Annotated in this window: 12 protein-coding genes; 5 read left to right on the plus strand and 7 right to left on the minus strand. The window is 72.3% G+C overall.

The genetic code is table 11. From position 1 onward, the window contains the following. Positions 1–151: 151 nt before the first annotated feature. On the minus strand, positions 152–1,396 hold the full coding sequence (locus O7595_RS07710) for a sensor histidine kinase (protein ID WP_269727987.1): 1,245 nt from the start codon (positions 1,394–1,396) through the stop codon (positions 152–154). 2 nt (positions 1,397–1,398) lie between these two features. Further along, positions 1,399–2,052, minus strand: coding sequence for a response regulator transcription factor (locus O7595_RS07715; RefSeq protein ID WP_138052671.1), 654 nt, complete (start codon positions 2,050–2,052; stop codon positions 1,399–1,401). 349 nt (positions 2,053–2,401) lie between these two features. On the opposite strand from O7595_RS07715, the gene O7595_RS07720 reads away from it, so the two are divergent. Then, the gene (locus O7595_RS07720) at positions 2,402–2,575 is read left to right on the plus strand and encodes a hypothetical protein (RefSeq protein WP_171052881.1); all 174 of its coding nucleotides are present in this window, start codon (positions 2,402–2,404) and stop codon (positions 2,573–2,575) included. A gap of 93 nt (positions 2,576–2,668) precedes the next feature. On the opposite strand, the gene O7595_RS07725 is transcribed toward O7595_RS07720, so the two are convergent. Beyond that, the gene (locus O7595_RS07725; RefSeq protein WP_269727988.1) at positions 2,669–3,469 is read right to left on the minus strand and encodes an inositol monophosphatase family protein; all 801 of its coding nucleotides are present in this window, start codon (positions 3,467–3,469) and stop codon (positions 2,669–2,671) included. Between the two features lie 171 nt (positions 3,470–3,640). Further along, complete coding sequence (locus tag O7595_RS07730; protein WP_269727990.1) at positions 3,641–4,783, minus strand: ferrochelatase; 1,143 nt, start codon at positions 4,781–4,783, stop codon at positions 3,641–3,643. Between the two features lie 107 nt (positions 4,784–4,890). Here O7595_RS07730 and O7595_RS07735 point away from each other — a divergent pair, with 107 nt between their 5' ends. Together O7595_RS07735 and O7595_RS07740 are read left to right on the plus strand one after the other, a co-directional pair. Next, positions 4,891–6,135, plus strand: a complete 1,245-nt coding sequence (locus O7595_RS07735; RefSeq protein ID WP_269727991.1) for an MFS transporter — start codon at positions 4,891–4,893, stop codon at positions 6,133–6,135. Beyond that, a complete protein-coding gene (locus tag O7595_RS07740) occupies positions 6,092–7,423 on the plus strand; it encodes a D-arabinono-1,4-lactone oxidase (protein WP_269727992.1) in 1,332 nt (443 codons plus the stop codon). The genes O7595_RS07735 and O7595_RS07740 overlap by 44 nt, the downstream gene beginning before the upstream one ends. 60 nt (positions 7,424–7,483) lie before the next feature. Here the strand turns inward: O7595_RS07740 and O7595_RS07745 are convergent, their stop codons facing one another. Next, entirely contained in the window at positions 7,484–8,365 is an 882-nt protein-coding gene (locus O7595_RS07745; protein WP_269727993.1) for a hypothetical protein, read from the minus strand. A 435-nt stretch (positions 8,366–8,800) separates the two neighbouring features. Here O7595_RS07745 and sepH point away from each other — a divergent pair, with 435 nt between their 5' ends. Next, on the plus strand, positions 8,801–9,871 hold the full coding sequence (gene sepH / locus O7595_RS07750; protein ID WP_269727994.1) for a septation protein SepH: 1,071 nt from the start codon (positions 8,801–8,803) through the stop codon (positions 9,869–9,871). Positions 9,872–10,032: 161 nt separating this feature from the next. Here the strand turns inward: sepH and O7595_RS07755 are convergent, their stop codons facing one another. After that, on the minus strand, positions 10,033–10,887 hold the full coding sequence (locus O7595_RS07755; RefSeq protein WP_269727995.1) for a sulfurtransferase: 855 nt from the start codon (positions 10,885–10,887) through the stop codon (positions 10,033–10,035). A 238-nt stretch (positions 10,888–11,125) separates the two neighbouring features. On the opposite strand from O7595_RS07755, the gene O7595_RS07760 reads away from it, so the two are divergent. Next, on the plus strand, positions 11,126–11,905 hold the full coding sequence (locus tag O7595_RS07760; protein WP_269727996.1) for a VOC family protein: 780 nt from the start codon (positions 11,126–11,128) through the stop codon (positions 11,903–11,905). Between the two features lie 327 nt (positions 11,906–12,232). On the opposite strand, the gene O7595_RS07765 is transcribed toward O7595_RS07760, so the two are convergent. Next, positions 12,233–12,883, minus strand: coding sequence for a thymidine kinase (locus O7595_RS07765; RefSeq protein ID WP_269727997.1), 651 nt, complete (start codon positions 12,881–12,883; stop codon positions 12,233–12,235). Between the last annotated feature and the right edge of the window lie 45 nt (positions 12,884–12,928).

Consider the following 12,928-nt stretch of genomic DNA (forward strand, 5'->3'; position numbering starts at 1 on the left):
TGACGACGGAGAGTACATGGCCGGAAATTCGCCTCTGTGATCGATCACACAGCGAACCTCCGGGCGCGGGTCCCGAAAATTCCGCGTAAAGCGAACAGAGGCGTTTCCCTCGGCGGCCCTTCGGTGTCATCCGCGGCCCTGAAGCATGTCCTCAGAGCGGCAGGGTGACGCGCATGACGAGGCCGCCGCCCTCGCGCGGCTCCGCGATGATACGGCCACCGTGGGCCCTCGCGACGGACCGCGCGATCGACAGGCCAAGCCCGACCCCCCTGTCACTGCCGGTGCGCTCCTGGCGGAGCCTCCGGAATGGCTCGAAGAGATTGTCGATCTCGTACGCGGGCACCACCGGCCCGGTGTTCGTCACCACCAGCACCGCCTGGCCGTGCTGGACCTCGGTGGTGACCTCGACCCAGCCGCCGTCCGCGACGTTGTACCGCACCGCGTTCTGCACGAGGTTCAGGGCGATCCGCTCCAGCAGTACGCCGTTGCCCTGGACGACCGCGGGAACTCGCTCCCCGCGGATCTCGACGCCCTTGGCCTCGGCCTCCGCCCTCGTCTGGTCCACGGCGCGGCCGGCGACCTCGGCCAGGTCGACGGGCTTGCGCTCCACGATCTGGTTCTCGCTGCGGGCGAGCAGCAGCAGCCCCTCCACGAGCTGCTCGCTCCGTTCGTTGGTGGCGAGCAGGGTCTTCCCGAGCTGCTGCAGCTCGGCCGGGGCACCCGGGTCGGAGAGGTGCACCTCCAGCAGGGTCCGGTTGATCGCCAGGGGCGTGCGCAGCTCGTGCGAGGCGTTGGCGACGAACCGCTGCTGTGCGGAGAAGGCCCTCTCCAGCCGCTCCAGCATTTCGTCGAACGTGTCCGCGAGCTCCTTCAGCTCGTCGTCCGGGCCCTCCAGCTCGATCCGCCGCGAGAGGTCCGTGCCGACGACCCGGCGGGCGGTGCGGGTGATCTTGCCGAGCGGGGACAGGACGCGGCCGGCCATGGCGTAGCCGAAGGCGAACGCGATCACGCTGAGGCCGAGGAGCGCGAAGAGAGAGCGGGTCAGGAGCTCGTCGAGGGCGTGCTGGCGCTGCTCGGCGATGCACAGCTTCAGCGCCGCGTTCCGCTGGCCGTTGTCGACCAGGTCGTTGATGCGGGGGCACGTCGGGCTGGTGATGGTGACGTTCGCGCCGGGCGCCGCACCGACCTCGACGGACTGGCGGATGCCGTCGTGCAGCGCCTGCGCCGTCAGCAGATAGATGATCGACAGCAGCAGGATGCCCGCGATCAGGAACATCCCGCCGTACAGCAGGGTGAGCCTTATCCGGATGGTGGGACGCAGCAGCGGCCCGACGGGCTCTCTCGGGTCCCAGGTGGGCTTGGGGGGCGCCGTGGGGGGCGCGGGTGCCGTCGCCACGCTCAGATCCGGTAGCCGGAGCCCGGGACGGTGACGATCACCGGGGGCTCCCCGAGCTTGCGGCGCAGGGTCATGACGGTGACCCGGACGACATTGGTGAACGGGTCCGTGTTCTCGTCCCACGCCTTCTCGAGCAGCTGTTCGGCCGAGACGACCGCGCCCTCGCTGCGCATGAGGACCTCCAGCACGGCGAACTCCTTGGGGGCGAGCTGGATCTCCCGGCCCTCGCGGAACACCTCGCGCCGGTTGGGGTCGAGCTTGATCCCGGCGCGCTCCAGGACGGGCGGCAGCGGTACGGTCGTGCGCCGGCCCAGCGCGCGCACACGCGCGGTGAGCTCGGTGAACGCGAAGGGCTTGGGCAGGTAGTCGTCCGCCCCGAGCTCCAGTCCTTCCACACGGTCGCTGACGTCGCCGGAGGCGGTCAGCATCAGGACGCGCGTGGGCATGCCGAGTTCGACGATCTTGCGGCAGACGTCGTCGCCGTGGACGAAGGGGAGGTCGCGGTCGAGGACGACCACGTCGTAGTCGTTCACGCCGATGCGTTCGAGGGCGGCGGCGCCGTCGTACACGACGTCGACCGCCATGGCCTCCCGGCGCAGTCCGGTGGCCACCGCATCGGCGAGCAGCTGCTCGTCCTCGACGACGAGTACGCGCACGAGGCTGGTCCTTCCTGTGTGACCGCCCGGTACCGTGACCGGGCAGGTCGGCGGTGACCTCGGGCGGGTCGGTGGTCGAATGATGGTTCGTTCTGTCTCCATCCTGCCCCTTACGCGCGTAAACCGGCCGTAAGACGGAGAAGGCGCACCCCGGGGGCACCAGGAGTGCACCGGGAATTCACGCGGTTCCCGGTGGAGTTGAGGTTTCCCTGAGGATGGCCCTGGGGAGGACGACTGCACACCCCGCGATCACGCCGTGTATGTGGCATGCCACACCCCGTCTCTCTGTCCCCCAGAGGGTGCGCGTGATCCACCACCCGCCACCGACCCACGACGAGGGGGCGCGACCATGGACGCATTCACCGCAGGTCTTCTGCAGCGCATCAAGGCCACGGAGACCGACCTCACGCGGGCCCGTGAGGACGGCGACGACTTCCTGGCGGAGGTCGAGCAGGCCGAGCTGGAGGACCTGCACCGTCTCGCGGCGGAGCACGGCGTGAAGTTCGGCGCCGTCAGCGCCTGACCGGCCCGTGGGGGCCCGGTGCCGTGGGACGGCACCGGGCCCCCACGCATGTGCGGACCCGTGCCGGCGCCGTGGTCGGCCGCCCGGCCCGCCTCAGTCGTGCCAGGCGCCGAGCTCGTCGAGCAGGCGCTGGAGCGGGGTGAAGACGCCCGGCGACGCCGCGACGGCCAGATCGCGGTTCGGCGGTTCTCCCGGGCGGGACCCGGTGAGGGCCCCCGCCTCGCGGGCGACGAGGTCGCCCGCCGCGAGGTCCCAGGGGTGGAGGCCCCGCTCGTAGTAGCCGTCCAGACGGCCGGCGGCGACGTCGCAGAGGTCCACCGCGGCCGAGCCGCCGCGCCGGATGTCGCGGAACCGCGGGATCAGCTGCCGTGCCACTTCCGCCTGGTGACGGCGCACGGACTGGACGTAGTTGAACCCCGTCGAGACCAGTGCCTGGTCCAGCGGCGGTGCGGGGCGGCACCGGAGCGGGCGGTCGCCGCAGAAGGCGCCGCCCCCGCGCACGGCCCGGTACGTCTCGCCGCGCATCGGCACCTCTACGACGCCCACGACGGTCTCCCCGTCCCGCTCCGCCGCGATGGAGACGGCCCACGTCGGCAGGCCGTAGAGGTAGTTCACGGTGCCGTCGAGCGGGTCCACCACCCAGCGGACACCGCTCGTCCCCTCCGTGGAGGCCCCCTCCTCACCGAGGAAACCGTCGTCCGGCCGGGCACCGGTGAGGAAGCCGGTGATCAGCTTCTCGGCGGCGATGTCCATCTCGGTCACGACGTCGATCGGGCTGGACTTGGTCGCGGCGACGGCGAGATCGTCGGGCCTGCCGTCCCGCAGCAGCTCACCCGCCCGGCGCGCGGCCTCCAGCGCGAGGGAGAGCAGTTCGTCGAGCAGAGGGTCGGTCACGGAATGGCTCCCAGGATGCGTGGCTGTGTCATGTGCCGGGACGTGCGGGCAGCGACCGCACCCCCCTTCCGTACGACGGCTCTCCGTCCGTACGTACGGGTCCGCCCGCTCCAGTGCCGCGTCGGGCGACGCCCGCCCCGTCGCGACGGGCGAACCCTGCCCGACGCGGCACTACGCGTACGGGCTGTCCGCGCCGGCCGCCGCCGGGCGCTCCGACCGCGCCGGGCAGCATCCGATCGGGCAGAGGTCGTGGGACGGCCCCAGCTCACCGAGCGCACACCGCTCCACCACCTTCCCCCGCTCGGTCGCCGCCCGCTCCAGGAGCAGGTCGCGGACCGCCGCCGCGAAGCGCGGGTCCGCCCCGACCGTCGCCGACCGACGGACCGGGAACCCCAGTTCGGCGGCCCTGGCGGTGGCCTCCGTGTCCAGGTCGTACAGGACCTCCATGTGGTCCGACACGAAGCCGATCGGCACCATCACGGCGGCCGGGACCCCCTCGCCGTGCAGCTCCTCCAGGTGGTCGCAGATGTCCGGCTCCAGCCAGGGGATGTGCGGGGCACCGCTGCGCGACTGGTACACGAGACGCCAGGGGTGGTCGGTGCCGGTCTCCTCCCTGATCGCGTCGACGATCACCCTCGCCACGTCGAGGTGCTGCTTCACGTAGGCCCCGCCGTCGCCGTGGTCGGCGACCGGACCCGAGCTGTCCGCGGCCGCGTCCGGGATCGAGTGGGTGGTGAACGCCAGGTGCGCGCCCGCCCGCACGTCCTCGGGCAGGTCGGCGAGCGACGCGAGCACGCCCTCCACCATCGGGGCGAGGAAACCGGGGTGGTTGAAGTAGTGCCTCAGCTTGTCGACGCGCGGCAGCGGCAGCCCCTCCGCCTCCAGCGCGGCGAGCGCGTCCGCGAGGTTCTCCCGGTACTGCCGGCAGCCCGAGTACGAGGCGTACGCGCTGGTGGCGAGCACGGCCACCCGGCGGCGCCCGTCGAGGACCATCTCGCGGAGGGTGTCCGTCAGGTACGGCGCCCAGTTCCGGTTGCCCCAGTAGACCGGCAGATCGAGGCCGGCGCCGGCGAAGTCCTTGCGGAGCGCGTGCAGCAGCGCCCGGTTCTGGTCGTTGATCGGGCTGACCCCGCCGAAGAGGAAGTAGTGCCGGCCGACTTCCTTCAGGCGCTCCTTGGGGATGCCGCGGCCGCGCGTCACGTTCTCCAGGAACGGGACCACGTCGTCCGGTCCTTCGGGACCGCCGAAGGAGAGCAGCAGCAGGGCGTCGTAGGGGGCTGGGTCGCGCGGGGCGGGATCGTGCTGTTCGGCCATGGTGCGATCCTCCCACCAGCCTCGGACAGCGGAAAAACCGCACTGGAGTAAGGGTTGCCTCACCAGTAAGCTGTACCGGCCACTCACATTCCTTACGGAGCGCCGTCTTGCCCAGTCCCTACCGCGCCCTTTTCGCGGCCCCCGGCACCCTGGCGTTCTCCGCCGCGGGCCTCTTCGGGCGCATGCCACTGTCCATGATGGGCGTCGGCATCGTGGCCATGGTCTCCCAGCTGACGGGGCGCTACAGCCTCGCCGGTTGGCTCTCCGCGACCCTGGCGCTCTCGGCGGCGGTGCTCGGCCCCCAGGTGTCCCGGCTGGTCGACCGGCACGGGCAGAGCAGGGTGCTGCGCCCCGCCCTGCTGATATCGGTCGCCGCGGTGGGGGGACTGCTCGTCTGCGCCCGTCAAGGGGCGCCGAACTGGATGCTGTTCGCGTTCACCGCCTGCGCCGGATGCATTCCGGCCGTCGGCGCGATGACGCGGTCGCGCTGGGCGGCGATCTACCAGGGTTCGCCCCGCGAACTGCACACCGCGTACGCCTTCGAGTCGATCGTCGACGAGGTGTGCTTCATCGTCGGCCCGATCATCTCCATCGGTCTGTCCACGGTCTGGTTCCCCGAGGCGGGCCCGCTGCTGGCCACCGCCTTCCTGGTGATCGGCGTGCTCTGGCTCACGGCGCAGCGCGCGACCGAGCCCGCGCCGCACCCGCGTACGTCCGACAGCGGCGGTTCCGCGCTGCGCTCCCCCGGTCTGCGGGTGCTGGTCGTGACCTTCGTCGCGACGGGCGCCATCTTCGGCTCGATCGACGTGGTGACGGTGGCCTTCGCCGAGGAGCAGGGCAGCAAGGCCGCGGCCAGCCTGGTCCTGGCGGTGTACGCGCTGGGCTCCTGCCTGGCAGGAGCGGTCTTCGGCCTGCTGCACCTGAAGGGCGAGCCGGCCCGCAGGTGGGTACTGGGCGTGTGCGCGATGGCCGTGAGTATGATCCCCCTCCAACTGGCCGGGAACTTGGTGGTCCTGGCCGTGGCGCTCTTTGTCGCGGGCCTGGCCATCGCGCCCACCATGGTGACGACCATGGCCCTCGTCGAAGCGCACGTACCGCGCACCAAGCTGACCGAGGGCATGACCTGGACCGGTACCGGGCTCGCGGTCGGCGTCTCGCTCGGCTTGTCGGCCTCAGGATGGGTGGTTGACGAGTACGGGGCCGGTGCCGCGTACGCGGTGCCCGCGGTGGCGGGAGCGCTCGCGGTCGTGGTCGCGTTCCCGGGGTACAACCGGCTGCGCAGGCCGGTGCCGACGCGGGAGGGGCGGGATGACGAGCACATCCGGGACCACGACGAGGAACGCGTGGCGTAACTGGGCGGGCACGGTGACCGCCCGTCCGGTGCGGGAGGTCACTCCGGCCTCGGCGGGGGAACTGGCCGAGGCCGTGCGCCGCGCCGCGGAGGACGGTCTGCGGGTGAAGACGGTCGGCACCGGCCACTCGTTCACCGCGATCGCCGCGACGGACGGCGTGCTGGTGAGGCCCGATCTCCTCACGGGCATCCGGGAGATCGACCGTACGGCGATGACGGTGACCGTCGAGGCCGGCACCCCGCTGAAGCGGCTCAACGCCGCGCTCGCCCGCGAGGACCTGTCGCTCACGAACATGGGCGACATCATGGAGCAGACGGTCGCGGGTGCCACGAGCACCGGGACGCACGGCACCGGCCGGGACTCCGCCTCGATCGCCGCGCAGATCCGGGGGATCGAGCTGATCACGGCGGACGGTTCGGTGCTGACCTGCTCCGAGAAGGGGACCGGCGAGGAGCGCGAGCTCTTCGCCGCGGCCAGGATCGGACTCGGCGCACTGGGCGTGATCAGCGCGATCACCCTCGCCGTCGAGCCGATGTTCCTGTTGACGGCCCGCGAGGAGCCGATGTCCTTCGACCGGGTGACTTCGGAGTTCGACGAGCTGCACGCGGAGAACGAGCACTTCGAGTTCTACTGGTTCCCCCACACGGGCAGCTGCAACACCAAACGCAACAACCGCAGCTCCGGTCCCGTCGCCCCGCCCGGAGCGGTCAGCGGGTGGATCGAGGACGAATTCCTCTCCAACGGACTGTTCCAGGTGGTCAATTCACTCGGACGTGCGATACCGGCCACGATTCCGGCGATCGCGAAGGTCTCCAGCCGCGCGCTGTCCGCTCGCACGTACACGGACATTCCCTACAAGGTCTTCACAAGTCCCCGCCGGGTGCGCTTCGTCGAGATGGAATACGCGCTCCCGAGGGAGGCCGCGGTCGCCGCGCTGCGTGAGCTGAAGGCCATGGTCGACCGTTCGCCGCTCCGGATCAGCTTCCCCGTGGAGGTGCGGACGGCACCCGCCGACGACATCACGCTGTCCACCGCGTCCGGGCGCGAGACCGCGTACATCGCCGTGCACATGTACAAGGGCACGCCGTACCGCTCGTACTTCACCGCGGTGGAGCGGATCATGACCGCGCACGGCGGCCGGCCGCACTGGGGCAAGATCCACACGCGCGACGCGGAGTACTTCGAGAGCGTGTACCCGCGGTTCGGCGAGTTCCTGGCGCTGCGCGACCGGCTGGATCCCGACCGGGTGTTCGGCAACGACCATCTGCGGCGGGTACTGGGCGCCTGAGGGCCTGCAGGGGACCGAGGTCTTGTTTCCCTGCATGCCCTCGGGGCGCCGGCGCCTGCGCTAAGGGGCGTCCGGCGCCGTCCCTCGCGTGGATCCGGCCGGCGCGGGCGCGGAGGGCGCCGAGTCCTGCGGCGCCGCCGGGGCCTCGTCATCGGCGGAGGCGGAAGGGCCGGAGGACGGCCGGTCCCCTTCACCACCGTCATTCCCCGGACCGGAGCCCGACGCGGAGCCGGAGCCGCCCCGACCGTCGCCCTCGGTGCCGCTCCCACCCCGGTCGCCCGCACCGCTGCCCGCTCCGGAGCCGTCGTCCGTTCCGGAAGTGCCGTCGTGTTCACCGCCCCGCTGCCCGTACCGCCCGCCGTCCCGGCTCTGCTGTGGGCCCGGCGGCGAGGGCGACTCGTCTCCGGCCGAGGACTCGCCTCCGCCGCGGACGGCCGTACCCACCGTGGTGCCCCGCCCGCCGCCGAGGTCCCGGCCGGACGCGAGTTCGTACCCGGTGATGCCGAGCATCGCGACGGCGAAGACGACGGCGGCGGCGAGCAAGCACCGCTTCCGGCCGCGGGCGCGAGTGCCGTGGACGGTCGCCGCGCCGAACTCCCCGTGACCGCGCGGCTCACCGTACGCGGCGGGCTCCGGTTCCGGGGAACCGGCGGGCGGCCGGCGGCCCTTGGAGCCGGTTTGCCGCGTGACATCGCGGATCTGTTCGCCGGTCCGCCGGAACAGGTGCTGGAAGAGAGAGCCGCCGCAGGTGGCCACCACACTCATCACTCCGGCGCCCAGAATCGTTCCGTAGACGCCGAGTCGAGAGGCGAGGACGGCCGCCGCGACCGCCGCGAGGGCACTGCCCGCGACCTGCGGAACGCTCAGGTCCAGTCGCCGCTCCTTCCGCTCCGCCGCGCCGTCGTCCCTCGTGTGATGCATCTCCGGCCTCTGCTTACCCATCTGTCCCACCGTGCACCAGGTAGGGACATATGGGCGAATCGAATAGTTCCGATTCTGTGGATTCTGTGAAGCTTGCCACCCCCGAATCCGGGGTAGAGGAACGGAACTTGCGGCCTACGCGACAAGTTCGGCGGCGCGCCGGTCCACCCCGATGGCCCGAATGGAGTACTGTGACGAGCCCTGGGTCCGGTCTCTCTCACGGGTGCACGGCCCCGGGGACAGGGGGCCGAAAGCGGCACTCGAACCGGCGGCGCCGTGGCACCGCGCGGTCGCCTGCTGTAAAGGGTGGCGATGCTCGTCACCCTGCGTTGCAAACAGGTAACCGTGCCATAACGGCGGTCCAGGGCCCATGCCCGACACGCCGGGCAACTCGGCAAGGTTGTGGCAGGCTGCACCCGGGCAGGCCACACTCGACTAGCGGAAGCAGCGACGCACGTGACGTCGGCAGGCACCACCCGGGAGGTCCCCATGCCCGAACTGCGTGTCGTGGCCGTCTCAAACGACGGCACACGACTGGTGCTGAAGGCTGCGGACAGCACGGAGTACACGCTTCCGATTGATGAACGGCTGCGCGCCGCCGTCCGCAACGACCGCGCGCGCCTCGGCCAGATCGAGATCGAGGTCGAGAGCCACCTCCGCCCGCGCGACATCCAGGCGCGCATACGAGCAGGCGCGTCCGCGGAGGAGGTCGCCCAGCTCGCCGGCATTCCCGTGGAACGGGTACGCCGGTTCGAGGGACCCGTCCTCGCGGAGCGCGCGTTCATGGCGGAGCGTGCGCGCAAGACGCCCGTCCGCCGTCCCGGGGAGAACACCGGGCCGCAGCTCGGCGAGGCCGTGCAGGAGCGCCTGCTCCTGCGGGGTGCCGAGAAGGACACCGTCCAGTGGGACTCCTGGCGGCGCGACGACGGCACTTGGGAAGTGCTGCTGGTCTACCGGGTGGCGGGAGAGCCGCACTCGGCGAGTTGGACGTACGACCCGCCGCGCCGGCTGGTCCAGGCCGTCGACGACGAGGCCCGGGCGCTGATCGGGGAGACGGACGACGCCATCGGCGTCACCCATGAGCCGAGCTTCCCGTTCGTACCGCGCATCGCCCGGCTTCCCCGGGACCGGCCGCTCGACCGCGCCCCGGACCGCCCCGCGCAGCTCCCGGCGCCGGAGCCCGAGGCCGACGAGACCGGGCGGGACTCGCTGACCAGCCTGCTGGAGGCGGTCCCGAGCTTCCGCGGCGACCTCGTCGTGCCGGAGCGGCCGGCGCCGGAGACGCCGGCCGCCGAGCCCGTACAGGAACCCGAGGCCGAGGAGCCCCCCGCGCCCGCGGCGTCCGCCGGCGCCGGCTCGGCGTACGCGGACGTCCTGATGCCGCGTTCGGTCACCGGCCACCGTGATCGCCTCACCGGAACCACGGACCGGCAGGCCGAGGCCGACGGCGTCCGCCCGGGCCGCCGCGCGGCGGTTCCGAGCTGGGACGAGATCGTGTTCGGCACCCGCCGGAAGAAGCAGGAGTAGCCCCCTCCGGCCATCGCGGTGGAGGGCTCATACGGGTTTCCGTATGAGCCCTCCACCGTTCTCCGGTGCCGCATCAGGCGAGTTCGCCCCGTCGCGAGGCCCGGCACGGCGAACCGCGGCGTTGCCGAACCAGCCGAGCGTGTCGGTCCGGCCCCTGCCCGCTATCGCGGGTCGGGGCCCGTGGCGACCGGCCGGGTGGGATCGGAGGACCACTCCGACCAGGAACCGGCGTAGAGCGCCGCCGGGATTCCGGCGATCGCCAGAGCCAGGACCTCGTGCGCGCCGGAGACGCCGGAGCCGCAGTAGACACCGACCTCGCGAGCGTCCTCGGCGCCCAGTCGCTTGAAACGGGCGGCCAGTTCCTCGCGGGACAGGAAAGTGGTGGCGCCCTCCGAGACGTTCTCCGTGGTCGGAGCCGAGACCGCGCCGGGGATGTGCCCGCCGACGGGGTCGATCGGCTCGACGTCGCCCCGGTAGCGCTCGGCCGCCCGGGCGTCCAGCAGCAGTCCGGACCGGGCGAGGGCCGCCGCGCCGTCCGCGTCGAGCAGCGGCAGTCCGCCGGGCACGGGCGTGAAGTCACCCGGAGCCGTGGGAGGGACGTCCGTGCTCAACGGGCCGTCCCATGCCGCGAGACCCCCGTCCAGGACACGGACATCCGGGTGTCCGGCCCACCGCAGCAGCCACCACGCCCGCGCCGCGCCCCAGCCCTGTCCCCCGTCGTAGACGACGACCGGGACGCCACCCGACACGCCCGCGCGGCGCATCGCCGCGCCGAAGGTCTCCGTGTCCGGTAGCGGATGCCGCCCGCCCCGCCCGGGCGGTCCCGCCAGTTCGGAGTCGAGGTCGACGTACACGGCCCCGGGGATGTGACCGGCCTCGTAGGCGGCCCGGCCGTCGAAGGGTGCGGAACCGGCGGCCTTGGCCAAGGTGAGCTGCCAGCGGACGTCGAGCAGCACCGGAGGCCGCTGACCGGCTGACTCGCCGGCGAGTTCGGTAGCGGTGATGATGGGCTTCATGACGCCATCCTCGCGCAAGGGCCCGTCGTGCCCTCGGCAGCGACGTCAATGGCCGCACCGAGGATGGAAGGTGCGGGAACGGGCATCCTTCCCCGGGGGATCCCCGGGAAGAGCGGCGCGGCCGTGACGCGCGGCGCGCCCGGTGGTGCGAGCATCTGCACGGGGTGGGGCCGTCCCGTACGACGGCCGCCGGTCCCCCGCACGGCCACGACGACGATGGTCCGAGGAGAGAGTGACGATGACGACCGAGGCGACTCGGCGCAGACCCGGCGAGCCCTGCTGGGTGAGCCTCATGGTGCACGGACTCGACGCGACGCAGGACTTCTACCGGGAGCTGTTCGGCTGGGACTTCCTCCCCGGGCCGCAGCAACTCGGCCCGTACGTCCGGGCGCTGCTCGACGGCAAGGAGGTGGCCGGCATCGGCCGACTCCCGGCGGACCGCCATCTGCCGATCGCGTGGACGCCGTACATGGCCTCGGACGACGTCGACGAGACCGCCGAGCAGATCAGGATGTGCGGCGGCACGATCGGGGTCGGGCCGCTCGACGCGGCGGACGCGGGACGGCTCGTCATCGCCGCCGACCCGGAGGGCGCGGTCTTCGGCGCCTGGCAGGCCGCCGCGCACACGGGCACCGCCCTCTTCGGCACCCACGGCACGCCCGTGTGGAACGAGCTGATGACGCGGGAGACGTCGGCGGTCGGCAAGTTCTACGAGTCGGTCTTCGGCTACGACCTCGAGCCCTCTGTCCCGGCCGGCTCCGACCGGCTGACGCTGCGCCTGGACGACCGCCCGGTGGCCTCGATCCACGGGGTGGGCCACGCGCTGCCGCGGGACAGGGGCTCGCACTGGATGACCTACTTCGAGGTCGAGGACCCCGACGCGATCGCGGACGCGGTGGTGGGGCTCGGCGGCCACGTCGTGCGTGAACCGCACGTGGGCACGAGCGGCCGGCAGGCGACTGTGGCCGACCCCGAGGGCGCGGTCCTCACGATCGTGCGGACCCCACGACGGGCCTGACCCGGGCGTCGGCCGTCGCGGGCCGAGCCGGCCTCCTCCGGGGGCGTTGCCCGCGGCCGCCCCGCCTCTACCTGGTCGTCGGACGTGCCGTGGGACCCGTGGCCGTGGGAGACCCCGGAGCCGACCCCCGCCGGTCGACGCCGGGACCGCGGCGCGGCCCGTCGCCGTCGGGCCTGCCGGGAGCCCGCTCCCCCACGGACGCCATGGCGCACGTCCCGGCTGGGGTTGGCCCGTCCCGGAGCCCGTTGCCACTCCATGGGACGGCGCGCGTCCCCGGCGGGGTACGGCCCCGACGGCCCCGACGGGAGGCGCCGTGGGCGTCCGCGCTCAGTCGGCGGCCACGGGAAGCACGTCGGGCGACAGCGCCGCGGCCCGCGCGGAAGCGGCGGTCGTGCGCCGCCGGTGATGCAGCCGGCACAGCACCTCGTAGCCGATCTCGTCCAGCGACTGGTTCACGTCGCCGACGACGACCTGGGCGCCCTCGACGACCATCTCCCCACCGATCGTACGGGCGTTGTGGGTGGCGCGGGCCCCGCACCAGCACAGTGCCTCGACCTGCAGCACCTCGACCCGGTCGGCCAGCTCCACCAGCCGCTGCGATCCGGGGAACAGCTTGGACCGGAAGTCCGTCGTGATGCCGAACGCGAACACGTCGAGCCGGAGGTCGTCCACGACCCGCGCCAGCTGGTCGATCTGCTCCGGGGCGAGGAACTGGGCCTCGTCCGCGATCACGTAGTCGCAGCGTCCGCCCCGGGAGAGGTGGGCGACGAGGTAGGCGTAGAAGTCGAAGCCCTCCGCGGCCTCGATGGCGTCCGTCACCAGTCCCAGCCGGGACGACAGCTTGCCCTCGCCTGCCCGGTCGTCACGGGTGAAGATCATGCCCTGCAGTCCCCGGGCGGACCGGTTGTGCTCGATCTGAAGAGCGAGGGTGCTCTTTCCGCAGTCCATCGTTCCGGAGAAGAACACCAGCTCGGGCATGAGGACGTGACAGCCTTTCAGTTGTTGCCGGGGGACGCGGTCGGG

The sequence above is a fragment of the Streptomyces sp. WMMC940 genome (genome assembly GCF_027460265.1).
Taxonomy (GTDB): domain Bacteria; phylum Actinomycetota; class Actinomycetes; order Streptomycetales; family Streptomycetaceae; genus Streptomyces.

Excerpts from the sequence above, each read along its gene's own strand:
- O7595_RS07755 (WP_269727995.1), bottom strand. The coding sequence starts at position 10,887 with ATGAAGCCCATCATCACCGCTACCGAACTCGCCGGCGAGTCAGCCGGT.
- O7595_RS07720 (WP_171052881.1), top strand. The coding sequence starts at position 2,402 with ATGGACGCATTCACCGCAGGTCTTCTGCAGCGCATCAAGGCCACGGAG.
- O7595_RS07740 (WP_269727992.1), top strand. The coding sequence starts at position 6,092 with ATGACGAGCACATCCGGGACCACGACGAGGAACGCGTGGCGTAACTGG.
- O7595_RS07765 (WP_269727997.1), bottom strand. The coding sequence starts at position 12,883 with ATGCCCGAGCTGGTGTTCTTCTCCGGAACGATGGACTGCGGAAAGAGC.
- O7595_RS07745 (WP_269727993.1), bottom strand. The coding sequence starts at position 8,365 with ATGGGTAAGCAGAGGCCGGAGATGCATCACACGAGGGACGACGGCGCG.
- O7595_RS07730 (WP_269727990.1), bottom strand. The coding sequence starts at position 4,783 with ATGGCCGAACAGCACGATCCCGCCCCGCGCGACCCAGCCCCCTACGAC.
- O7595_RS07760 (WP_269727996.1), top strand. The coding sequence starts at position 11,126 with ATGACGACCGAGGCGACTCGGCGCAGACCCGGCGAGCCCTGCTGGGTG.